Origin of the sequence: Bacillus sp. FSL W8-0183 (assembly GCF_038006825.1) — a bacterium.
GTDB lineage: Bacteria > Bacillota > Bacilli > Bacillales > Bacillaceae > Bacillus > Bacillus altitudinis.
In genome coordinates this window covers 3,859,737-3,882,806 of record NZ_JBBOVY010000001.1, presented here as the reverse complement: position 1 = coordinate 3,882,806, position 23,070 = coordinate 3,859,737, and the positions used below count along the sequence as shown (strand labels likewise).

Sequence of the window (23,070 nt, the reverse complement as noted above, 5' to 3'; positions counted from 1 at the left end):
TGATCTATAAAAATGTGGAGGATGAATGTGAATGATAGATAAGAAACTTTTTGAAACAAGATTAAATAGAATAATAAACCTATATGACGATCTAGATAATCTTATAAAAACACTTCCTATAAAGCTTCCTAAAGGCGCTAAAGAACAGGTGAAGGAAATCATTTTTAGCAATAAAGAAATAAACGACGTTATTGCTGGATTTAAAGAAAGAAGACCTCCGAGACTTATTCTAGTAGGTAGAACGGGAGTTGGGAAAAGTAGCTTAATTAATGCGTTATTTGGAAAATACATTGCTAAAACTAGCCCGGTAGAAATTGGAACGAATCAATTGAGTAGATATAACTATCAAATTGATGGGGATATACTTTTTGAAGTTATAGATACAAGGGGGATTGCCGAATCTACTAATATAAAAGAAACTACGGCAGAGGAAGATTTCAAAAATGCAATCGAGGGGTTTGACCCAGATGCTGTTCTTTTTATATCGGATGCCACAGAGCGGGCGAGAATGGATGAAGATGTAGATTATATTAAAAAGCTATATAAAGAAATCGGTACAGAAATCCCATTGGTTACTGTGCTCACTCACGTTGATGACTTAGAACCATCAAGGATAAAAGAACCCGAAAAATACACAAAATCGAAATTAAGAAATATACAAGATAAAAAAGTACAGATGGAAAACTTACTCAAGAACTTAAATGTTGTTTGTTCAACGGTAATACCTGTATCGACTTATATAGAATGGAACAAAGAAGACCCCCATTTATTAAGCATCCAAGAACAACAAGAACTTACAATTGAATTTGATGGAAGGTACAATATTGGAAAATTAATAGATTTTTTGGAAAATAATATAGATTTCCGTGCTTCCATTTATTTAATGATGACAACAAGAATTGATACCGCAATTAGAAAAATATCTAATCTAATTATCAATGGTTTTGCTATCGCAAGCTCAACTATAGCACTTACTCCAATTCCATTTAGTGATATCGCAATACTAGTGCCACTACAATTAATACTAGTAATATTTATTGCATATTTAAGTGGAACCGATATTGATAAGGATGCTGCAAAGGAATTTTTACTTAGTATTGGTGGTGTCGGTGCTCTTGGTTACGGATTGAGAACATTTGCTCAACAAGGAGGAAAGTTCCTTAACCTAGTTATACCAGGGTCGGGTAGTGCAGTGAGCGGCACACTGGCTTTTTCAGGTACTTATGCAATTGGAAAAACAGCACAGTCATATTATATTGATAAAAAAGGGGCAGACGAGTTAGATACAATTATGAAAAAAGCAAATGAGGAAGGTAAAGATAAAGCATTTGAATAAGGGACTGACCCCCGTTTTTGAGACAGTAATCAAAACACCTTTATACAGCCAATTGCCGATAGTTTATCGGTGATTGGTTGTTTAGTTTCGTTTGAATACGAATGTTGTTATAATAATAAATGTATTCTTTGACAGTGCGTTCTACGATGGTGGTCGTAGTGCGATCAATCCTGTTAAGATAGAACGTTTCAGACTTTAGTGAGGAATGAAACGATTCGATGGAGGCATTATCAGCGGGCGTCCCTTTACGGGACATGCTCATGGTAATGCCTTTTATATGAACAGCTTTCTGATACTCGTAAGATGTATACACAGAACCTTGATCGCTATGTAACACGCAATTCTCAGGAAGTGCTGGGAGCTGATTAAGTGTGTTTAAGATAAAGTCTGTGTCCTGCTTATCACCAATTGTAAAAGCAATCACTTCTCCATTATATAAATCCAATATACTGGAAAGGTACAATTGTTTCTGTCCATAAGGCAAATACGTGATGTCCGTGACTAGTTTTTCAAGAGGGCGATCAGACTGAAAATTCCGATCCAGTATATTACCAGCCACGGCATAGGGCTGCCCATTCTTCTTACGCCTAAGTCAAATCCTTTTTCCATCTATAATACGAAGTACGTGAGATGCCTAAATGGACACAGATGTCCTGTACCGTCATCGTTTTGCGCAATTCTTCTACCAGTTTGATTGTCGTTTCCTTATCAACTTCCTTTCCAATTCACTTTTTTAAAACTTCATTCTGTTGACTCAAATAGCGATTTTCTGCCTGTAGTCTCTCTAATTCAGAAGAATACTCGGAGCCCTTTCCATAGGTATATTGTTTTCCAAAAGGTTGTTCGAACTTGTGTGTATCCCCAGCTTTATGCCACCTTACCCATGTCAGTATTCTACGAAGTCAAATCATAGATATAGTAATGGTGGAAGAGTGGAATTAGAGATAACAGAAAACAGAAAACTTATGACCTTCTGATATTTCTAAATGGATTAATTTCAAAGAAGCAATCGGCGCTGATATAATCAATCGTTTTCCGAGTCTTTTTGTTTCCCTATATTTACGGAGAAGATATTTGTATTAAATCATGGAATTTCGCTTTCTATTTATGATCAAGCATTTTATGAAGATATGAAAGAGTTTGATGAGGAATCCTTAAATTTTGACACTGGAGAAACGATAGAATATTGGATTGAGCAGTACTGGAAAAGTATGATCCCACTCAAAGATTATTTGAGGAAAAGACCTTATCCAAAGCCAGAGGTATTAATTTGAACCTGTACCGAAGGAAATCATTAGTTTTTGTGAAAAGTGATAAGCAATTTCTAAATAGTTCTAGAGATCTTCCAACATAAAATAATAATTTAAGAACCTTGGTAGAGGTTGGTCTCCACCAAGGTTTTTTAATAACCTCATTTAAAGGCATCACGGTGAGCCTTATCATAAGTAATAGTGAAATTACGATTTAATCATGAACTCTTAGAGGAAAAGGGGGGGTTCTTAATTGAGTTATGCGGTAAGTGATGACGTTCTAGAGAAGGTAATTCTTGACCTGAAATTTAAAGGGTTATTTTCAGAGTATCTCCCCAGTAACTTTAATTTAAAAAGTGAGACATACAATATATTTAAGGACTTCCCGGTGCCTCCCAGTATTGATTACATAGAACCTTATAAATTTACTATGAGTCGGTCTAAAGATAGTGGGCTTCGAAGAGTAATTCAACTTCCAGAAATAACTGCTTATGTCTCAGCGGTTAACTATATGGAGGAAAACGGAATAATTAAAGAGTTGATTAACTTCTCAGCTGAAAGCGAAAACTCATTTTCTAAAATAATAAGAGAAGATGGTGAAATTCTTAAGCACGAAACAATATATGGAAATGCTGAAGAGGAGGGATTTTTCAATAGAGATATAAAATCAAATTATATACCGAATGTAATTGAAAAGGTTAAGCGAGCTCAAGGGGCGAAGGGAATTTTATACTTAGATATATCTAATTTTTATGGTAGCGTTTATACTCATATCTTTCCTGCTATTTGGTTATGAGGAGGCAATGAACCAATATAAATACTTTTTAAGTGATAGTACCGATACACGGGTTACACATACTTACAAGAAATATGAGGTTTTAGATAAAAAGGTAAGAGGATTAAATTCTAATAGAACTAACGGTTTACTTACGGGTCCTCTACTTTCATTTTTCCTTGCTGAAGCTATATTAACGCGTATCGATAAAGAGATAAAGGGTGCTGGAGTTAGCTTTGTAAGATTTGTAGATGACTTCGAAATTTTTATTTATGAAGAGAGTGATATAGAACGAAGTAAAAGAATAATTTCTGATATACTAGGAAACTATTATCTAACAATTAATAGTGAGAAATCTAAATTTGTAAAATTCCCATATTATGTTGTTGAAAACCTTCAAGATATTTATGAGGAGTATATAAAAGGAAGTACCAATTCTGTTGATTTAATTAAGCTCTTCAATAATTATTTTAATTTAGAGAATAATGGTACTAAGGGTGCTATTAGTTACCTTGTAAAATCCATTGATAGTAAATTTAAGGTGAGTGATCCTGAACTTTATGCCTCTTATTTGTTTAATATCCTAGTTAATGATGGTCGGTCATTGATTAAAGTGTATGAATTGATAATAAAGAAGAAGATCGATTTTAATATCGATCAGGTGGATATGATGAAGAAATTGTTAATCCAATGCATAAGGGATGAAAAGGACTTATAGGTTATTTGGTTGGTATATCTACTGAAAAACATAGGAGTAAATAATCTCGGAAAAGATATCATAAAGAAAATAGTACATAGTAGGAATGATTTAGCAATTATTATAATAATTAACGAGTATGAGGAAGAGATAGACGGAGATATTTTTGAAGAAATCACCTTATCAGCGAATTCATGGATACTGCTATACCAATTGTTTCTTAAGAATTTTATTATTGAAGATGATTTAGTAAGACGTGTTAGCTTAAAAAGGAGCAAAAGTTTCTATAGTAAGCTAAAGTATGAGAAATTCACCTTTTATAAACCGATTAGCGAAGAGGGATAATTACCCTTTTAAAAGAGTACTTATCAATATCTTATTCAGGCGTCTCTTCGTTTACTCAGTATTTTGAAGATACAAAGCAAAAAGAATATTTAAATAGTAAAAGGTATGGGAATTTATTAATTTCCCATACTTTTTTTATGTAAGAAGAAAAGAAGACTCTTTGTAATAAATATCGTATTATATATAATGGAAACTTTGTTCAAAACGATCACATAATCAATCTACAATTACTTAAAGGAGACTTCCATGAGTTTTAAAGATGACTTTAAACGTGAAATGCGTAACATAGTAAAAGACGTAGAAAAAGAAATAAATAAAACATGGAAAATTGAATATAAAGGGCATTCTATAGAAATTACAAACCAAATAAAAGAAGAGCAACTAATCATTGATGGTGTGACAGTTGATAAAAAACAACGAAAAAGTTTATTGACTCATATGATCCCTTATTCAAAATTGTCAGGGATATTGGAGCTTCAAGATGGTACAAAACACAAAGTGTCCGTTAAACTTGGTGGGTATGTACGATTTCGTTGTATGGTGAAAGTAGATCATGAAACGGTTTTAGATGAATCAATGAAGATAGACTTTCTCCCATGGGATCATAAAGAGAAAATCGTTCCCTTTATTCAACGACAAATTCAAGCACATCATAAAATAGTAGATGATCGTTTACCTGATGAAGATTATTTATTTGACGAAAATGAACCACGATTGGCTCCCGGTTTATCTGATTATTATGTAGATGAACGACCTGCCCCTTTTTATGTGAAGAAACTATTGAAGCTTTTTGAAATACAACTGAATCATCCTACAAACGAAACTAGAAAAAAAACATATGAAAAAATCATTTCTAACAATATGGCGAGTCGCAACAGTGAGTTAATTGACCGATTTCAACAAACACAATGGGATGAGTCTCTTGTACAGCAAGAAGCGTTATGGCTTCTTGAGCATGCAGCGCATCGGGAGGTCGTCAAATTTGCAGTCATGATACTGGGATGTACGAACTGTGAAAAATACAAAGAGCTTTTATTCACAATAGGTATGCATGAAGAATTTACTTCTTATGTCGTGTTTGCATTGAAGAATGGCACAATTCAAGGAAACGAACATGTTTGGCGTCTTGCAAAGTCCGTCGATGGATGGGGAAAAATTTCGGCTGTTGAGCAATTGGAAGCTTCGACGCCAGAAATAAAACGTTGGTTACTAACAAAGGGCTGCGAAAATACAATCATGAATGAATACTTAGCCTATACTTGCGCTCTTAATGGTGATCTGGAAACAGCTTTATCAGAAGATGAAATTTCCAAAGAATTATATGATGGAGCGAGTCTCATCATTCAAGCATTATTAGAAGATGAGGTTTCTATCTACGGAATCGATGAGTATTCAAATGCAAGCTCAGTTCTCTGCCGATTTATTCACCATGCTCATAAGCACTGCCAAACAATTGAGGATTTTTATCCAATATTGGAAATAAATGAGTTTTTAAATGATGAACAAGAGATTTGGGAAGACCGATTGAATGATTCATGGAAACAGGACGATTATAAGGCTATCCAGGAAGCTGTTCAACCGTTTATCAATGACAGTAGATGGCCAAAGCTTGCAACCGATTCGTTACAACAGGGTTTTAGCTCCCAAGCACTTGAGATCGCTCTCTTTTATCGTTTAGATGTGACTGAGCATCTATTTGCTTTACTTGAGAAAGATCCGACAAATAGTGAAATATACTTTGCTGTGATGGACACAAATCATCACCAGCATATTAGAGAGCTTTGTACATTTGCAGAAACACATTTATCGTTATCAAACCTCTCAGATGATGAAGTGGCTTGTCTACAATATATTGTGCAAGATTTATATGAACACGAAGGTGTAGGATTGCCATTGATTCAAGCTGCACTTAGATCAGATGATGGAAATTTACAGTATCATGCTTTAAGTGTATTAAACGAATGGTCTCCTTCGTATTCGCAGCAAGCGGCCACAAGAGAATTGATTAAACATATTGCCGTGAAGACAAAGGATAAGGAAGATCGAAAGTTATCCAAATACTTATTAAAGAAATAGGATTCGGTTTACCTTCGCCCTACGAGAATAAAATCTAAATATTAGAAAGCAGGCACACCATGCACACAATCAAAAAAATAGGCAAAACCTTCTCTTACATCACACCAGTATCACTCACCGACCGCCCCATCCTAGGCATGGTCGTAGGCAATAACAAAACATTAATGATCGATGCCGGTAATTCAGAAGATCATGCGAACTATTTTATCCAAAAGACCTTAAAACAAGAGAACGCCACGCCCGATCTCGTTGTCCTCACGCATTGGCATTGGGATCATATTTTTGGTCTGCCGGCGCTTCCTGATTCGGTTTCAATTGCTTCTGCAAGAACCAGAAAGGAAATGGAGAAGCTTCTTCCGTTTTCTTGGTCAGATGAGGCGATTGATGAGCGGGTGAGGGAAGGAACGGAGATTGAGTTTTGCGCGAAGGCCATCAAAGAAGAATATAAGAATCATCGAGAGATTCAGGTGGTTTTACCGGATGTCACATTTGACCGTCGGATGGAGATTGATCTTGGCGGGGTCACTTGTGTTGTGCAGCATGTTGGGGGCGATCATGCTGCTGATTCAGTGATCGTGTATGTGAAAGAAGAGAAAATCCTTTTTCTTGGTGATTGCATTTATCCGAAAATGTATGCAGAAAAAGTACATTTTACGGTAAAAGAAATTGTGCGTCTTTTAGATGAGTTAGATGCTTTTGATGCGGAGACGTATATTCCATCGCACCAAAGACCGTGGACAAAAGAGGAGTTTCGTCAAGAAAGAGACAAGCTTCGGATGATGGCGAAATACACTGATCTTTATGGGGGAGATCAGAAGAGAATCAAGAGTGAATATCAAACACATGTGAACAGAGAACTAAAAGAAGATGAGTTAGAGACGATCGCTTATTTTGTAAATGGTTATGAAGGATTAGCAGAGGGATAAACCTCTGCTTTTTTTATTTTCATGGCTCGTCCTTTTCCCTGAGTTTATATCAAGTTTATATACAGGCGATATACTCGAACCGGTGAGAAAAGGAGGAGAACGATTAATGAAAGTATTCAGATCATTTATTGATAAAATGTCTACAAAAAAAGGAGCTTGGCTGACTGTTATCATTTGGCTTGTTTTCATGATCGGGTTGAGTGCTGGGCCTAAATTGGGCGATCATAAAGTGAGCAATTTTCAATCTTTACCTAGTGATGCTCAGTCCATCGTGACACAAAAGAAGTTAGATCAGTATTTCCCAAATGATAAAGGGACTCCGGGATTATATGTGTTCCATAACCCTAATGGAAAGCTGGTTATTCAAGATGTAAAAACGATCATTCAAGGAATCAAAGAGGCAAAGATTGAGGGGATTGAAGATATTGTCGATGTGTCCGCATTGCCTCCTCAAGCGTTATCCGCTTTTTTATCAGAAGATGAAACGACCATGATTGTGCCAATGAATTTGAAAGCGGGATTAGGCAATGCTGATTATGCAAAGATTAATGATGAGACAACGGATGTCGGTACAAACATAGCGAAAGGGCTAGATGCTGATTTTTATATTACGGGTCCAGCAGGTATAGCGGGGGATACGGTGAAGCTGTTTGAATCTGCCGACTTGAAACTGCTATTAGCTACTGTTGCAATCATTTTGGTTTTATTGATCGTCATTTACCGTTCTCCGCTATTAGCGATCATTCCATTGTTCGCAACGGTCATTGTCTATCAAGTGGTGAATCAAGTTGTGGCTTTACTTGGCGTGGGTGGACTTGAAATCAATAACTCAACCACCTCGATTATGAGTATTTTGTTATTTGCTGCTGTGATTGATTATTCATTGTTTGTTTTCTCGCGTTATCGTGAGGAGTTACAACATCATGAAAATCAATTTGAAGCGATGAAAGTAGCGATGCGTTCAACAGCCAAACCGGTATTATTTGCAGGCGGTACAGTATTTGCGGCGATGATCATATTATTTGTGGCGGATTTCCGTGATTATCAAAACTTTGCGCCAATCTTTGGTGCTGCGATGGTGGTCATTATGATGGCTTCTGTCACACTGATTCCAGCCTTGTTTGCATTATTTGGCCGCAAAGCATTTTGGCCGAAAGTGCCGACATATGGTGAAGCAAAAGAAGCAAAACATGGCATATGGGGACCTCTTGCCAAATTCGTGGTTAGAAAACCAGGATTAATTGGTGGTGCGGTCTTGCTATTTTTACTTGTGACAGGTGCGAATATTTTCAATTTACATTATGAATTTAACTCGGTGAAAAATTTCCCGAAGGATTTACCTTCTCGTGTTGCATTTGAAATCGTCGAGGAAAAATTTAATAAAGGTGATCTAGCCCAGACAACAGTACTTGTGACTGGTCAAAAGCTAACTCAGGAACATTTACAAGAAATCTCCGCCCAATTCTCAGGAAATGAAGAGATAGGATCGGCTCGTCCTTCGGGGGTAACCAAAGATGGAGAGCACGGCAAAATGACGATATCATTAAAAGTGAATCCATACAGTATAGAGGCCATTGAATTTTTAGGAGATTTCCGTACAGATCAAGCCATCTATCGATTATCAGATGGTCAAAAGGTTCAGTTATCTTTTGCTGGCACAACAGCTAAATTAGTGGATGAGCAACAAGTGAATCAATCCGATATTAAAAAGATCGTATTACTGGAAACATTACTCATTCTGATCTTATTACTCGTTTTGACACGCTCCATGAAAATGTCGATTTATATGATGGCGACGATTTTAATCTCATTTGTATCTGCATTAGGCTTAGGTATTTTCTTAGTCGATGTGTTATTTGGATATGATGCGATTTCAACTCGTGCCCCTGTGTATGCCTTTATCTTTCTCGTGGCATTAGGAATTGATTATAACATCATCCTTGTGAGCCGTTTCTTAGAAGAACGCCAAACGTTACACGTCAAAGCTGCATTAGAAGTAGCGATACGAAATACAGGCGGGGTGATTTCTTCAGCGGGGATCATTCTTGCTGCAACATTTGCCGCATTAATGACCATGCCGATTACGGATTTATTTATCTTTGGATTTATTGTCGCTATTGGGATTATCATCGATACATTTTTCGTGCGAGGAATGTTGCTGCCGTCACTCATATTATTCTTTGAAAAAGACAAAGCTAAGGAAATAAAGGAGGAAGGATAATTGCATGTATTGGTTGTGGATGATGATGAAGCCATTTTGCAATTAGTGTCCATCCATTTAGAGCAGGCGGGGTACCAAGTGAAAAAAGCAAGCAATGCTGAGGCAGCGCTTGCTTTTTTGCAACAACAGTCATTTGATCTCATGATTATTGATGTGATGATGCCTGGGATGGATGGCTTTCAGCTGGCGAACATTGTGACGAAACAATATGAACTGCCTGTCATTATGCTGACAGCGAAAGGGCAGATTGAAGATAAGCAACAAGGATTTGAACAAGGGATTGATGATTATATCGTCAAACCATTTGAAACGAAAGAACTGCTATTTCGTGTAAATGCGATTTTACGACGATATCGTAAATCTATAGAAGCTATAACGACTGCGGGAAATGTTCAAATTGATACGAACCGTTGGGAATTAACGATTGCGAATCAGCAATATATCTGGCCCATGCGGGAATTAGAAATTCTGTATTATCTGCTGCAGCGGGCAAACCGCAATGTAAGCCGCTGGGATTTAATTGATGACATTTGGGGGGATACGTTAGATCAACCCGAATTCACATTAAACACGCATATTAACCGCATACGAGAACGTTTAAAAAGGGCGGAAGCGACGGTTGAAATTGTCACAATACGTGGTTTCGGCTATCAACTTGAGGTAAAAGAATGAAACTACAACAACGTTTTATGCTATATACGTGTTTGATTGTTTTGATTAGTATCTTCATTGGATTTATTTGTTCTAACTTGATTTACAATCATGTTGTCAAAGAGCAAATGAATGATCGATATTTAGCCATTGCCGAGCAGTTATCTAAACAAATCAAAGAACATGAAATTACCTTGCGGGCCTCTTCTGATTTTTTGCAAACCATGAGCGATCTAGGGTACCAAATCGCTTTGGTTAAAGAAGATGGGGAGATGAAGATGTTTGGCGAACCATTTAAAACGAAAAAATGGAATGGCCAAATGCATGCCTTATTTGAAGGCGGTAAAGCGTACAACGGGATCAAATCCTTTAAAAATTCATACTTAATCATGAGTCATTTCGCAAATGATATACAAAATACAGTGGGGACGAAAATAGAAATTGACGGGGAAGAATGGGGCTTATTTTTACGCCCGAATAATATCAGTTTCTTTACAGAGTTCCATCTGATTATTTTTGGATTTATCTTCGCCGTTTTTGTGAGCAGTATCATTGGCATTTTATTCATGTCTCGAAAGGTCACCCAATCTCTTTCAGAATTGACGAGTGCGACGCAAGAGATGGCAAACCATAATTTTCAGTATCCATTAATGATCAATCGAAAAGATGAAATTGGTCAGCTTGCTGATCGTTTTCGGATGATGCAGCAGAAATTAGAGAATACCGATCAAGCAAGGAAGAAATTTGTGAATAACGTCTCGCACGATTTTCAGTCACCACTATTAAATATACGAGGGTATTCTGAATTACTAAATGAGGAGATTTCATCAAGCGAAGGGAAAAAATACAACCACATTATTCAAACAGAAGCAAAGCGATTATCTAACTTAACGAAACAACTTCTCATTTTAACCTCTATTGATCAAGGGACATATCCAACGAATAAACAAATCGTCAGGGTGGATGAGCAGCTTCATCAAGTGGTCCATTCGATGCTATGGCGGATAGAAGAGAAAGGTCTAGAAATTAAGTTGGATCTACAGCCTGTTTCGGTATATGCGGATCGGACTTTGTTGATCAATGTTTGGGAGAATTTAATTGGCAATGCCATTAAGTACAACAAAGAGTTTGGGGAAATCAGTATTCATTGTAATGAAAATCAATCGGAAGCGGTCGTGACAATTAGAGATACGGGGATTGGCATAGAACAACACACATTAGAAAAAATATTTGAACGTTTTTACCGGGTAGATCAGGCACGAAATAAAGAGGGAATGGGTCTTGGATTATCCATTGTGCAAGAAGTACTGTCATATCACAATGCTTCTATTGAAGTAGAAAGCAATGAAAAAGAAGGAACGACTTTTACGACGGTTTTTCCAAAGAAATAGTATTTGAGAAAAGTCTCGTTTGCGTGTGTCAAATGAGACTTTTCTTTTTAATGTTTATGGTAAACCTACAAAGTCTTCTGCATCACGAACTGTGATAGACATCTGTTTTGCATTTACAATAATGACACAATCCCATGTCGGCTTTATTTGCAGTTCATCATTTTCATCAATACGGATCATTCCTTTAAATTCAACCGTTTGTTCTAGAAAAACCATTTTCTTTTCTGTATCATCTTTGACTGCTGTTAAATGGTCAGGATAGTGAATCGTCCAATCATAAAAAGCGGTTTTCTTCATAGTTCCTCCTATTTTCATTCGTACACATCTCCGAATACTTCTTTTGTTTGCCGAATTGTCAGTGATTTATTGGTTGGATCAATTGAAATGACACAATCCCAAGTAGGTTTGATTTGTAGCTCGTTGTTGTCATCCATCCAGATGATGCTATTTAGTTCAATGGATGGCTCTAAAATGACCATTTTCTTTTCATAATGATCGGTAATCGCTGTTAAGTCCGCTTGTAAATGGACGGTCCAGTCAAAAAAAGTGATTCTTTTCATTGTTTCTCCTCTCATCATCGCTTATATTTCCATTATAACTTGAGTGTTTCCTGATACAATTTTTTATCAAGTCTTCCATTACTAGAGAGGTAACTTACAGATGGATAAAATAACTAACCCATACGACACGTTCAAAACCAAAATATCGAAATATCTTATTGAACATAAGCATTGGCAAGCCTTTAAAGATGGAACAACGATTAAACAATTAAAAGCGGGTACATGCATAATCAAGGCTGGCGATCCAGTGAAGCATGCCTATTTCTGCATAACAGGTCTCTTCCGTCTCTTCTATTTGTTACCGGATGGAAGGGAGTACAACGTGGCTTTTACGTTGGAAGATGATTTTGCTACTTCTTATGCAAGTATGATCAATGGGCAGCCTTCTCCTTATTCGATTGAAGCGATGGAGGATTCTATTGTGATTGAAATTCCGTATGATCTACTTCAAATGTTGATGGACAGCAGTCATATGTGGGAGCGGTTTGTTCGGGTGAGTGTAGAAAGGCTGTATACGAGAAAGGAAGAGCGTGAGAGGGAACTGCTATATTTGCCAGCCATTGAGCGATATCAGGCGTTTTTATTGAAATATCCCGGGTTACATCAACGTATCGCTCAATATCATATTGCCTCATATATCGGTATTTCTCCAGTTTCGCTGAGCAGGCTGCTGCATCCTGCTGAACATTAACCTATGTTAATGCGCATTCTCTAGATCTGGCGTACAATCATCACATCATAGAAGAATCGAGGGGCTTGATGATGAAATATATGATGGTTGTTTTATTAGAGTTCTATCCATCTTGGCTTGCTTTACCACGAGAGGAGCGCAGAACCCATGCGGCTTCGCTGCAAGAGTTGATGCAGAAATATGAGGAACATGTGACGGTGCGCTTTTTTGATGCTGAGGCTCTTCCAGGTAAGGATTACACAGATTTTGTGATGTGTGAAACAGATGACCTGAAGTTCTATCATTTTATGTGGGAAGAGATTAGAGATTCTATTCCTTACACAAGTGGTTATGTCAAAATGAAAGAGGTCATCATGGGAATGGAAGATGCTTTTCAAACATATGAAAAAGAATCTCTGAAAATGGATCAGTAATCGAAAACCACCTGATAGCAGGTGGTTTTTTGCACATTCTATTATTTGGTATAATCAGGGGTAAGGTAAGAACGGATAAATTTTTGAACTGAATCGGAGGTACTTATGAAGCAGCTGTATATGAAGCAAAAGGTATTTAGTCTGAGCGGCAGGTTTACGGTAAAGGACCAACAGGAGAATGATGTATATGTGGTCGAAGGCAGCTTTATGAAGGTGCCAAAGACGTTCACCATTTTGAATACAGAACGAGACGTCATCGCTGTAATTACGAAGAAAATGTTTAGCTTTTTACCAAATTTTTTAGTAGAAGTCGGTGGGCAAGAGGTATTGACGATCAAAAAAGAGTTTACGTTCTTCAAAGCAAAATATTCAATTGATGCTGCTGGTATCGAAGTACAAGGAAACTGGTGGGATATGAATTTCCAAGTGCTGCAAAGCGGCGAAGTAATCGGTCAGGTAAAGAAGGAATGGTTTACTTGGGGGGATAGTTACAAGGTGGATATTTTGAAAGAAGAGATGGAGCCTGTGATGATTGCATTGGTTGTTGCGATTGATTGTGTGAAAGCGGATGAAGCGGCGTCTAGGTCTTCGTCGACGACGATGAATAATTAATTGGAGGGTTTAAAGTTGGACAATCTCACCCGCATTTTAAGATTAAGAGATGCAGAGATATGGGAGTATGAATTTCTCGATAATAAAGACATCATCGTCTATTTCTCGATTACAGATTTAAATAGAAAAGCAACGATTCATGATAACCCTCTAGCCACTCAAGAAGAACTGGATGAAAGAGATAATTACATATCAATGGATGTGCACAGCCATCTAGATCTCAAGAAAACGCTAGAAGAAGATATATTTGATGACTTTATCACCAATATCTCAGCTTTAGTAGAGCATATGAATGATTTTCACAATGCGCATGTTTTTATTCATATGCATGTTCATGACAAAATCGATTTAACAGATTTTCAGTTAGAAAAAGATGAAGAGATGCATGGCGATGAAAAAGAACAACTCTATACATTTAAACGTTTATGGATTCAGCAGGCATGTTTTCAATTGGTCGAACAACAATTAAATCGAAAAATCACAGACATGTCTAACAGTAGGTTTTGCCAAGATCTAAAGTGAGGTGAGCAAACGAATGACATTCCCATACAAAGTATTTCAAACAGTCGTCGAATGCGGCAGTTTTACAAAAGCCGGTGAGAAGCTTGGGCTGACGCAGTCTGGGGTGAGTCATAATATGGCGAAGCTTGAGTCAGAGCTTGGGATTGTGCTGCTTCATCGGAATCGAAACGGGCTGTCGCTGACAGATGCAGGTGAGCGATTGATGCCCCATATTCGCCAAATCATTCATCATGCGTCATTGCTTGAGCAGGAGGCGGCGTTGATTCAAGGGATGGAAGTGGGGAGTATCAAGATCGGCACGTTCTCTAGTTTTTCTTCAAAAATGCTTCCGCAGCTCATTCATCGTTTTACGAAAAGTTATCCCAATATCCAATTGGAATTATATGAAGGCGGCTATGAAGAGATTGAAGAGTGGATCGCATCTGGCACAGTTGATCTTGGGTTTTTAACACAGCCATCTAGAGATTTGGAAACTGTTCCACTGTTTCAAGATGAATTGGTGGTGCTCATGCAAGAGAGTCATCGTTTCCATACAAAGAAGGTGATGGAAGTGGCTTCGTTCCAAGATGAACCATTTATTATGCCAAAAGCGGGCTGTGATCGACTCATTAAGAAATTATTAAAAGAAAGAGGCGTAAAACCCCATGTTTTATTTGAGATTGGGGACAACAATACGATTATCTCTATGGTTCAGGAAGGCCTTGGGCTCACGATCATTCCGAAGTTGATTTTGCCGCCTCAGGTGCCTCATGCGAACGTAATTCCACTTGAGACCCGTGTTTATCGCGAAATCAATATGGCGTTTAAATCTTTTAACGCAGCCTCTCCCTCTACTAAAAGATGGATTGAAGCGGTCAAAGATCATTTTAAATAGATTCAGCTTGAACGAGAGTCTCTATTCAAGCTGATCAATTTATAGCGTGATCACCCCACGAATGGTAATAATCGCTGCACCAGCTACTTTAATGATCGGCTTTGCTTCATTCGGAATGACCGTGATACGAAGCAATCCTGGTCTGCCGATTGCATCACCTTGGGCAATGCGCAGATGAGTGGTTTCTTGCTGAGGAATGATCCCTTCCAAATACAGATATCCGGCCAATGCCCCGTTTGCTGCTCCCGTTACAGGATCTTCGGGTATGCCAATGCCAGGTGCAAAATCCCTTGTATAAAGATCACAGTCTTTTGTGGATTGAAACGTATAAAGATGAGTCGTTGTGATATCCTGCTCTTTATTCATTTTTCCTAAAGCTGCTAGGTTTGGTGCTGCTTGATCAATGTCATGCTGGTGTTTCAGCGGAACCAGGAGATGCCAGTTTCCGGTGTTTGCTAATTTTATAGGATAGGATGGATCAATCCTGTCACTGCTTATACCGAGAATATCACTAAGCTCTTCTACATCGATGATAAAATCTCGCGTCTTTGGCGTGACCTGTGTCATCTCGACATCCACAACTTTGCCATTCTCTTCGTGCCATACAACGGGAACATGGCCGATCTTTGTTTCTAACACCACCCCTGATTTTTCTTTAGCCATCCCTAGCTCCGTCGCTAAAAGCCAAGTCAACCCAACCGTCGCATGCCCGCAGAAATTGACCTCTTCCGTTGGAGTGAAATATTTCACTCGATAATCGGCTTTCTCATCATGTGCCGGCAGCAAGAAAACGGACTCGGGTAAGTTCAACTCCTTGGCGATATTCTGCATCTCATCCTCCGTTAACCATTCCCCATCCAACACCACCCCAGCGGCATTACCTCCAAATTTCTCAGTTGTAAACGCATCGACATGATACACCCTAATATCTTTCATCTGACGAATCCTCCTAAACATGTTGTTATGTTCATCATAAGTGTGTAGGATGCATTCGTAAAATGAATCTTTTTGATGTGATGAATTGGAATTGTTCATGCAATACAATATCAAACAACTAGGCACTAAGGGCGGGAAAGTCTTACCGTTACAGGAAAAGGAATGTCAGAGAGTGGTAAGACGGTAAAGATGTTTAAGGGAAAAAATAATGATGGATCAAAAGGGAGGTACGAAGGAACCTGCTTTTTTGTAGTATGCTTGAACAAAACAAAAAGAAGGCGAGGGATTCAGCATAGCTTTAGGAGGATATATCAATATTGGATTGGTATTCTATGATGACATTCATTTAATAACCACTTTTCACAAACTGACTGACTATTTAACAAAAAAAGGAATGTCAATAACGAAAGTAAAGTTTAGTCAAGACGCTAATGGCGATGCATGGATCGAACATGATGTAAAAGAGAATAAAATCAAAAACAATTACTTGGAAGGTTTTTATACAGAATTTGAATTGGAGGGGACATGTCTAAAACATACAACCATGAACATACAAAAAGAAGCTGGTTTTGTTGGGTTCGTGCTGTGTTTAAATTGGACAGAGGTTTTTTCACATGATGTCGTTCGTATTCAACAGGAGATCGTACAGTGTCTTGTAGAACTTTATCATACTCTTCCGTTTGAGTATGCATTCATTGGTCATGAAATGGAAGTCGAGCTTCATCCAGATGATGTTGAAAAGAGTATGCAAGAACATCATGCTTTTCCAGTTGTTCTTATAGGTAAAGGGGATTATTTAGTCATTTTTTATGGTGATACTCTCATTGACGGGCTAACTACTCAAGAGAGAGGGAAGAAATATTTAAAGGTTAAAAGAGAACAGTAGAAAAGCCTCCTGAATGTATCAGGGGCTTTTTCCTTTCATCACCCATAATAATTATTCGCCTGAATAAAAAATTGGGATTGCATGTAGTTATATGTGATTTTCGAGAAGTCGAAGGGCTGTCCGTTTGTGAGATGGAAAACGGTCTCGACGCGGAGGGCAGGATCGTCTTGTTTAAGTCCGAGGTGCTTCGCTTCAGTTTCGTTTAGTTTGCCAACTTGCAGGTACATGTCAGAAAAGCCCACTTTAAGACCAAGGCCTTCACTAATGAATTTAAATACAGAATCGGCTGCAATTTCTGTGTTGAGGTAAGGAATAATGGTTTTCCGGTAATAGGACTCTTCTAAACATAAAGTTTGTCCATTGATGTAACGAATGCGTTTAAGGTAGAAAACATCCTCATCTAGTTCAATGTTTAAATTCAGCGCAGCTTCTTCTGGCGGTTTGACGGTATCTAACGTGAGAACTTCTGATGTCAGTTGAAATTCCTCTAAATCTTTTTTAAACCCTTGGTTGGATAATAGGCTAATATAGCCTTTGCGCCTATGCCTTCTCACAAAGATGCCGCTGCCCCTCACCTGATAGACAATCCCTTTTCTTTCGAGTAAATCTAATGATTTGATAATTGTACTTTTGCTCACAGCAAATTGATTCATGAGCGTCTCAAGCACAGGGAGTTTGTCTCCTTGCTGCAGCTCATGTGTGACAATATATTTTTCAATATCGCTCGCAATTTGTTGATACTTTAACATAGCCATTCCTCTTTGTTTTCACGATTTATTGTCTTTGTATTATAGCACATCCCGATTTCTCTTTGACATGCAAACTCAAATTATATATGTATTGATAAATTGTACCGGTATAATTATAATGTACATATACTAGTAGCGATAAAGGGGGGGTTATATGTCAAAAGTGAGGGATTATCAAAAGCTTGCAGAAGACATCTTAGAAGCAGTTGGCGGAGAAGAAAATGTGGTGAGTGCCGCTAGATGCGCCACGAGGCTGCGTTTGGTGCTGAAGCGTTCTAATCCAAAGGCAAAAGAAGCAGTCAACGCCATGCCTGGCGTCATTACAGTGGTGGAAAACGGTGGTCAGTTTCAGGTTGTGATCGGTCAGCATGTAGGTGAGGTATATGAGCATTTTTCCAACCTTGTTCAGCTCCAAACGTCGGATGATGACCAGCCGAATGAAAACAAAGGAACGATACTGAATCGGGTCATTGCGACCATGTCCGCTGTGTTTGCGCCATTTGTGTATATTTTAGCCGCAGCTGGTATTTTGCAAGGTGCACTTATCTTAATAAATTTGATATTTCCAAGCTTCTCGAAAACAGGCACTTATGAAGTGTTTAGCTTTATTTCTTGGGCACCGTTTACGTTCTTGCCCATTTTTATTGCGATAACTGCAGCCAAGCATTTCAAAACGAATATGTATATTGCGGTTGCTTGTACAGCAGCGCTTGTCAGTCCTTCTTGGACAGAGATTGCTGGACGTGTAGCATCAGGGGAAGGTGTGACCTTTTTAGGGATTGCGTTATCTGAAACGGTTTATACATCATCCGTCTTGCCACCGCTTTTCTTAGTATGGATTCTTTCCTATGTAGAAAAATTCTTAAACAAACGAATTCATGAGGTCGTCAAACCGCTATTTGTCCCATTTTTATGTATGGTCGTCATGGTTCCGTTAACCATTCTATTAATCGGTCCTCTTTCGACAGCAGGTGCAAATGGGATTGCAAACGGATACAATGTTTTAGCTGAAAATGTACCAGCTCTGGCAGGGGCCATTATCGGCGGTTTCTGGCAAGTACTCGTGATTTTCGGTGTTCACTGGGGCATCACGCCAATGGTACTTGCGAACTTTGAACAATATGGACGTGACTCCTTTCAGGCATATCAAACCATCGCTGTTATCGCTCAAGTCGGTGCGGTGCTGGGAGTTATTTTAAAAGCAAGAAATCGGGAAACACGGAAAGTTGGGGTTTCAGCTGGAATTACAGGACTCTTCGGTATTACGGAGCCTGCGATTTACGGTGTCACCTTACGTTTTAAAAAGCCGTTTATTTTTGGGTGTATTTCTGGAGCGGTCGGTGCCGTTGTAGCCAGCTTCTTTACGCCTTATTACTTTGCATATGCAGGGCTGCCTGGCCCGCTGACCATTGTGAACGGAATCAGTGCAGAATATCCAACGTCTATCATTGGTATTTTGATTGGTGTGGCCATTGCGCTCATTTTACCAGTTGTGCTTATTCAAATGTTCGGATATGGAGAAGATACAGTAGAACAGTCAGCTGGTGAAACACCTGTTAAAGATCAAGACGGAGAAACGCCAAATACTTCTATAAACAATGAAGAAATGATCACGGCTCCACTTACAGGAAAGGTGCTTTCGTTATCTGAAGTGCCAGATGCCGTATTTAGCTCTGGGGCGATGGGGAAAGGTTTTGCCATTCATCCGACCGATAACAAACTGTTTGCACCGTTTGACGGCAGTATCGTCATGCTTGCACCAACAAAACATGCGATTGGTCTGCGTTCTGAATTTGGTGTAGAGTTACTTGTTCATGTAGGAATTGATACGGTTTCTCTAGATGGATCGGCATTTACACTCAATATCAAAGAAGGCGACAAGGTGAAAAAGGGTGACTTGTTGATGACATTTGATCAGGAAGCAATTGAAAGCAAAGGATTACAAACAATCACACCTGTTATCCTTACCAATACCCAAGCATACGAAGATGTGATTGTAGAGAAACGTTCGACATGTCAGCCAACTGACGTGATGATGACAATTGTGAAATAGGAGGAATAGATAATGACTTTACCAAAAGATTTCTTATGGGGCGGGGCATTAGCCGCTCATCAATTCGAAGGTGGATGGAATGCAGCTGGCAAAGGGCCGAGTGTTGTAGATGTGATGACAGCAGGTGCTCATGGTGTACCAAGACAGATCACGGAAACGATAGAAGAAGGAACTTTTTATCCAAACCATGAAGCCATTGATTTCTACCATCGTTACAAAGAAGATATCGCCATGTTTGCTGAAATGGGATTAAAATGCTTGCGAACATCGATCGGCTGGAGCCGAATTTTCCCTAAAGGGGATGAAGAAGAGCCGAATGAAGCAGGCTTACAGTTTTATGATGATGTGTTTGATGAACTGGTTAAACATGGAATCGAGCCTGTCATTACGTTGTCTCACTTTGAAATGCCCCTTCATTTGGCAAGAGAATACGGCGGATTCCGAAGCAGAAAAGTCGCTGAATATTTCGCGAAATTCGCGGAAGTATGCTTCAATCGTTACAAGAACAAGGTCACGTACTGGATGACATTTAATGAAATCAATAACAAAATGGACGTCAACAACCCGTTGTTCCTTTGGACAAATTCAGGGGTATCTGTCAAAGAAGGCGAAAATGCCAAAGAAGTCATGTATCAAGCGGGCCATCATGAATTGCTTGCAAGTGCATGGGCAGTGGCAAAAGGAAAAGAGATCAATCCGTCCTTTCAAATTGGAGCGATGGTGTCCCACGTGCCAATTTATCCTTATTCCTCAAACCCAGAGGATGTCATGCTGGCAGAAGAATATATGAGACAGCGCTATTTCTTCCCAGATGTCCAAGTGCGTGGCTACTATCCAAGCTACGCGTTAAAAGAATTTGAACGCGAAGGCTATCACATTCCATTTGAAGAAGGCGATGAAGAAAGTTTAAGAAAAGGAAAAGTAGATTACCTTGGCTTTAGCTACTACATGTCTACAACGGTCAAAAGCGATGCAGTATCTGATCACAACGGAGACATTGTCAATGGAGCACTGCCACATGGTGTAGAAAATCCGTATATCAATTCAAGCGACTGGGGCTGGTCCATTGATCCGACAGGCTTAAGATATACATTGAATCGTTTTTACGATCGCTATCAAATCCCGCTATTCATTGTGGAAAATGGCTTTGGTGCCATTGATCAAGTGGAAGAAGACGGCTCTATTCATGACCCAGAGCGAATTCAATATCTCGCTTCTCATATTCAAGCACTGAAAAAAGCGGTTGAATATGACGGTGTGGACCTCATCGGCTACACACCTTGGGGCATCATTGATATCGTGTCATTCACAACCGGTGAAATGAAAAAACGCTACGGCATGATTTATGTTGACCGCGATAACGAAGGTAATGGTTCAATGAATCGTCTTAAAAAAGATTCGTTTACTTGGTATCAAAACGTCATCGCAACGAATGGTGAAGAAGTGTAATAAAGAAATGACTGGCCCGGATGAGCGTGGGATTCGCTTGTTCGGGTTTTTTTATTTCCTATGCTTCAATGTAGCCTGAATACAAAGAAAAAAGAGAGTGATCACAATAAAATAATTCATTGGATTGTGGAAGACATTGATACTAAATGCTAATTGAAGAAGAATCCAAAAACCGAATATCACTGTAACAGCTGGGATGATTTTTTTATACACATTGATTCTCCTTTCGAGAGTAGTTTGTTTTTAGGTGGCATTGTCTCATATCATTGCAGAGATGAAAAGAGAGAAAGATATTAATAGGTTCTATTGCACTATTTGGTATAATTGGTCTATAAAAACGATAAATGGTAGATAAAGAATAGGAGTTGTTGAAATGAATCAAACTCTGCAAATGGGTGCCAATACCGTACTAAACTCTCCAAAGGGGCAATTATCCATCAGTTATGAAGTGTCATCTGCAATTGATATTTCTTTAACGGCGTTTCTCTTAACAGATTCAAATCTAGTTCAAGGAGATAATGGCATTATTTTTTACAATCAGCCGGAGAGTGCTACGGGTGTCGCGACACTTTTACCAGCAGAGATATCAGATCAGTTGAAAAGACATCAATTGAATTTTGATATGAGCAAAGTGCCTGTCGGAATCACAAAGATGGCTATTACACTAACAGAGGATCGAGGAATCGGCTTTTCTCATGTGAAGAATCTGCAAGCAGAAATTCGAACAGGTGATGAGGTCCTATACCTAACACCAGTAAGCTTTACAAATGAAAAGGGCATTGTCGTAGTAGAGCTATACATAAGAAATAGTGAAACGAAAGCACGATCCATCTGGCGTGGCTTCGATTCTGGATTGGAAGGGCTATGCAAGCTTTATGGGGTGGAGGTTGAACCTGATGAACAGGATGTTTCTACACCTCCTCCAATGGTTTCTGAAAAACAAATTAATGAGCCTGCTCCAATGAACACAGCCGCTAAAGAGAAAGTCGCTGCACCTATTAGCTTAGAGAAAGTTCAAGGTAAAATTAGTCTAGACAAAGGTCATAAACCGATCATCATTGAAAAAACACCAGAGATTACGGCTACAGTATCTTGGGAGTCTGGAACCGATTATGATATTTACGCATTGGTCTATACGAAGTCAGGAAAACAAATAGATGTGGCCATGTTTGGCGCAAAAGGTGTTCCCGCTCTCAAAAGTTACGGTAACGGGGCAGTTGAGCATATGGGAGATGTCGGTAGAGATCGTGAATCAATGAAAACAGAAGTCATTAAACTAAGGTTAAATGATGATATCCTTGCGGTGGTACCCGTTGTTTACTCTGCTCAATCAAATGGAACAGGTTCTTTCTATAGATATAGAGTGTCTATGAGTATCGATAATCATCAAGGAACGTCTGTCACGATTCACGCGAAACATGCAAATGACAATGATCGAATTTATTCTTGTGTTCCAGGTATACTTCAAAACACAAATGATGGCGTGATCATCCGTCCACTAGAGCTTTACAGTAAACCAAACTCTGAGCGTAGACCGAAGTTAAAAATGAAATATTCAAATGAGATCGATGTTTTGATGGATAAAGGACCAATCAATGATTATAAGTAACGTGAACATGTGGCTAGACAGAGTATAATGGACTGTCTGGCCTTTTCT

At 38.7% G+C, this 23,070-nt stretch carries 21 protein-coding genes and 1 pseudogene; 17 read left to right on the top strand and 5 right to left on the bottom strand.

Going from position 1 to position 23,070, the window contains the following annotated elements; translation table 11 throughout:
- The first annotated feature begins 31 nt into the window (after positions 1-31).
- Positions 32-1,336, top strand: a complete 1,305-nt coding sequence (locus NSQ64_RS20435; protein WP_341018109.1) for a GTPase — start codon at positions 32-34, stop codon at positions 1,334-1,336.
- Between the two features lie 40 nt (positions 1,337-1,376).
- Here the strand turns inward: NSQ64_RS20435 and NSQ64_RS20430 are convergent.
- Positions 1,377-2,232: pseudogene (locus NSQ64_RS20430) on the bottom strand (IS3 family transposase); the annotation flags it as partial.
- Positions 2,233-2,839: 607 nt separating this feature from the next.
- Here NSQ64_RS20430 and NSQ64_RS20425 point away from each other — a divergent pair.
- From NSQ64_RS20425 to NSQ64_RS20395, 7 genes are all read left to right on the top strand, one after another.
- On the top strand, positions 2,840-3,382 hold the full coding sequence (locus NSQ64_RS20425) for a hypothetical protein (RefSeq protein WP_341018107.1): 543 nt from the start codon (positions 2,840-2,842) through the stop codon (positions 3,380-3,382).
- A 7-nt stretch (positions 3,383-3,389) separates the two neighbouring features.
- Positions 3,390-4,079, top strand: coding sequence for an RNA-directed DNA polymerase (locus tag NSQ64_RS20420; protein ID WP_341018105.1), 690 nt, complete (start codon positions 3,390-3,392; stop codon positions 4,077-4,079).
- 570 nt (positions 4,080-4,649) lie between these two features.
- A complete protein-coding gene (locus NSQ64_RS20415) occupies positions 4,650-6,479 on the top strand; it encodes a hypothetical protein (protein ID WP_341018103.1) in 1,830 nt (609 codons plus the stop codon).
- 59 nt (positions 6,480-6,538) lie between these two features.
- On the top strand, positions 6,539-7,405 hold the full coding sequence (locus NSQ64_RS20410) for an MBL fold metallo-hydrolase (protein WP_340938802.1): 867 nt from the start codon (positions 6,539-6,541) through the stop codon (positions 7,403-7,405).
- Between the two features lie 106 nt (positions 7,406-7,511).
- Positions 7,512-9,626, top strand: coding sequence for an MMPL family transporter (locus NSQ64_RS20405; protein WP_341018100.1), 2,115 nt, complete (start codon positions 7,512-7,514; stop codon positions 9,624-9,626).
- Positions 9,627-10,298 carry a response regulator transcription factor gene (locus NSQ64_RS20400; protein ID WP_341018098.1) on the top strand — a complete coding sequence of 224 codons (672 nt, stop codon included), beginning with the start codon at positions 9,627-9,629 and terminating at the stop codon, positions 10,296-10,298.
- A complete protein-coding gene (locus NSQ64_RS20395) occupies positions 10,295-11,668 on the top strand; it encodes a sensor histidine kinase (protein WP_047947095.1) in 1,374 nt (457 codons plus the stop codon). The genes NSQ64_RS20400 and NSQ64_RS20395 overlap by 4 nt, the downstream gene beginning before the upstream one ends.
- A 54-nt stretch (positions 11,669-11,722) precedes the next feature.
- On the opposite strand, the gene NSQ64_RS20390 is transcribed toward NSQ64_RS20395, so the two are convergent.
- Entirely contained in the window at positions 11,723-11,965 is a 243-nt protein-coding gene (locus NSQ64_RS20390) for a hypothetical protein (protein ID WP_024718482.1), read from the bottom strand.
- Positions 11,966-11,979: 14 nt separating this feature from the next.
- Positions 11,980-12,228 carry a hypothetical protein gene (locus tag NSQ64_RS20385; RefSeq protein ID WP_341018094.1) on the bottom strand — a complete coding sequence of 83 codons (249 nt, stop codon included), beginning with the start codon at positions 12,226-12,228 and terminating at the stop codon, positions 11,980-11,982.
- Positions 12,229-12,328: 100 nt separating this feature from the next.
- On the opposite strand from NSQ64_RS20385, the gene NSQ64_RS20380 reads away from it, so the two are divergent.
- From NSQ64_RS20380 to NSQ64_RS20360, 5 genes are all read left to right on the top strand, one after another.
- Positions 12,329-12,919 (top strand): Crp/Fnr family transcriptional regulator, encoded by a 591-nt coding sequence (locus NSQ64_RS20380; RefSeq protein WP_212362113.1) that lies wholly within the window; start codon positions 12,329-12,331, stop codon positions 12,917-12,919.
- A gap of 71 nt (positions 12,920-12,990) precedes the next feature.
- Positions 12,991-13,332, top strand: coding sequence for a darcynin family protein (locus NSQ64_RS20375; RefSeq protein WP_039165381.1), 342 nt, complete (start codon positions 12,991-12,993; stop codon positions 13,330-13,332).
- A gap of 105 nt (positions 13,333-13,437) precedes the next feature.
- Entirely contained in the window at positions 13,438-13,944 is a 507-nt protein-coding gene (locus NSQ64_RS20370; protein ID WP_341018090.1) for an LURP-one-related/scramblase family protein, read from the top strand.
- Between the two features lie 15 nt (positions 13,945-13,959).
- Positions 13,960-14,466: a hypothetical protein gene (locus tag NSQ64_RS20365; RefSeq protein ID WP_341018088.1), complete on the top strand. Its 507-nt coding sequence runs from the start codon at positions 13,960-13,962 to the stop codon at positions 14,464-14,466.
- Positions 14,467-14,479: 13 nt separating this feature from the next.
- Positions 14,480-15,340: a LysR family transcriptional regulator gene (locus NSQ64_RS20360; protein WP_341018086.1), complete on the top strand. Its 861-nt coding sequence runs from the start codon at positions 14,480-14,482 to the stop codon at positions 15,338-15,340.
- 39 nt (positions 15,341-15,379) lie between these two features.
- Here NSQ64_RS20360 and NSQ64_RS20355 read toward each other — a convergent pair whose 3' ends face one another.
- Positions 15,380-16,276, bottom strand: coding sequence for a PhzF family phenazine biosynthesis protein (locus NSQ64_RS20355; protein ID WP_341018084.1), 897 nt, complete (start codon positions 16,274-16,276; stop codon positions 15,380-15,382).
- A 322-nt stretch (positions 16,277-16,598) separates the two neighbouring features.
- Between NSQ64_RS20355 and NSQ64_RS20350 the strand changes: the two genes are divergently transcribed.
- Positions 16,599-17,162, top strand: a complete 564-nt coding sequence (locus tag NSQ64_RS20350) for an Imm64 family immunity protein (RefSeq protein WP_284725921.1) — start codon at positions 16,599-16,601, stop codon at positions 17,160-17,162.
- Positions 17,163-17,200: 38 nt separating this feature from the next.
- On the opposite strand, the gene NSQ64_RS20345 is transcribed toward NSQ64_RS20350, so the two are convergent.
- Positions 17,201-17,911 carry a GntR family transcriptional regulator gene (locus tag NSQ64_RS20345; protein WP_052321090.1) on the bottom strand — a complete coding sequence of 237 codons (711 nt, stop codon included), beginning with the start codon at positions 17,909-17,911 and terminating at the stop codon, positions 17,201-17,203.
- Positions 17,912-18,065: 154 nt separating this feature from the next.
- Here NSQ64_RS20345 and NSQ64_RS20340 point away from each other — a divergent pair, with 154 nt between their 5' ends.
- The 3 genes from NSQ64_RS20340 to NSQ64_RS20325 all read left to right on the top strand — a co-directional run bounded on the left by NSQ64_RS20340 (position 18,066) and on the right by NSQ64_RS20325 (position 23,022).
- Positions 18,066-19,964 carry a beta-glucoside-specific PTS transporter subunit IIABC gene (locus NSQ64_RS20340; RefSeq protein ID WP_341018081.1) on the top strand — a complete coding sequence of 633 codons (1,899 nt, stop codon included), beginning with the start codon at positions 18,066-18,068 and terminating at the stop codon, positions 19,962-19,964.
- Between the two features lie 9 nt (positions 19,965-19,973).
- The gene (gene bglA, locus NSQ64_RS20335; RefSeq protein ID WP_341018385.1) at positions 19,974-21,413 is read left to right on the top strand and encodes a 6-phospho-beta-glucosidase BglA; all 1,440 of its coding nucleotides are present in this window, start codon (positions 19,974-19,976) and stop codon (positions 21,411-21,413) included.
- 373 nt (positions 21,414-21,786) lie between these two features.
- A complete protein-coding gene (locus tag NSQ64_RS20325) occupies positions 21,787-23,022 on the top strand; it encodes a TerD family protein (RefSeq protein ID WP_159145268.1) in 1,236 nt (411 codons plus the stop codon).
- The last annotated feature ends 48 nt before the right edge of the window (positions 23,023-23,070 follow it).

Bases quoted from the DNA above. Each gene is read 5' to 3' on its own strand.
- NSQ64_RS20395 (WP_047947095.1), top strand. From the start codon at position 10,295: ATGAAACTACAACAACGTTTTATGCTATATACGTGTTTGATTGTTTTG.
- NSQ64_RS20415 (WP_341018103.1), top strand. From the start codon at position 4,650: ATGAGTTTTAAAGATGACTTTAAACGTGAAATGCGTAACATAGTAAAA.
- NSQ64_RS20380 (WP_212362113.1), top strand. From the start codon at position 12,329: ATGGATAAAATAACTAACCCATACGACACGTTCAAAACCAAAATATCG.
- NSQ64_RS20325 (WP_159145268.1), top strand. From the start codon at position 21,787: ATGAATCAAACTCTGCAAATGGGTGCCAATACCGTACTAAACTCTCCA.
- NSQ64_RS20345 (WP_052321090.1), bottom strand. From the start codon at position 17,911: ATGTTAAAGTATCAACAAATTGCGAGCGATATTGAAAAATATATTGTC.
- NSQ64_RS20340 (WP_341018081.1), top strand. From the start codon at position 18,066: ATGTCAAAAGTGAGGGATTATCAAAAGCTTGCAGAAGACATCTTAGAA.
- NSQ64_RS20375 (WP_039165381.1), top strand. From the start codon at position 12,991: ATGAAATATATGATGGTTGTTTTATTAGAGTTCTATCCATCTTGGCTT.
- NSQ64_RS20385 (WP_341018094.1), bottom strand. From the start codon at position 12,228: ATGAAAAGAATCACTTTTTTTGACTGGACCGTCCATTTACAAGCGGAC.
- NSQ64_RS20410 (WP_340938802.1), top strand. From the start codon at position 6,539: ATGCACACAATCAAAAAAATAGGCAAAACCTTCTCTTACATCACACCA.
- NSQ64_RS20390 (WP_024718482.1), bottom strand. From the start codon at position 11,965: ATGAAGAAAACCGCTTTTTATGATTGGACGATTCACTATCCTGACCAT.
- NSQ64_RS20405 (WP_341018100.1), top strand. From the start codon at position 7,512: ATGAAAGTATTCAGATCATTTATTGATAAAATGTCTACAAAAAAAGGA.
- NSQ64_RS20435 (WP_341018109.1), top strand. From the start codon at position 32: ATGATAGATAAGAAACTTTTTGAAACAAGATTAAATAGAATAATAAAC.
- NSQ64_RS20420 (WP_341018105.1), top strand. From the start codon at position 3,390: ATGAACCAATATAAATACTTTTTAAGTGATAGTACCGATACACGGGTT.
- NSQ64_RS20355 (WP_341018084.1), bottom strand. From the start codon at position 16,276: ATGAAAGATATTAGGGTGTATCATGTCGATGCGTTTACAACTGAGAAA.
- NSQ64_RS20360 (WP_341018086.1), top strand. From the start codon at position 14,480: ATGACATTCCCATACAAAGTATTTCAAACAGTCGTCGAATGCGGCAGT.
- NSQ64_RS20370 (WP_341018090.1), top strand. From the start codon at position 13,438: ATGAAGCAGCTGTATATGAAGCAAAAGGTATTTAGTCTGAGCGGCAGG.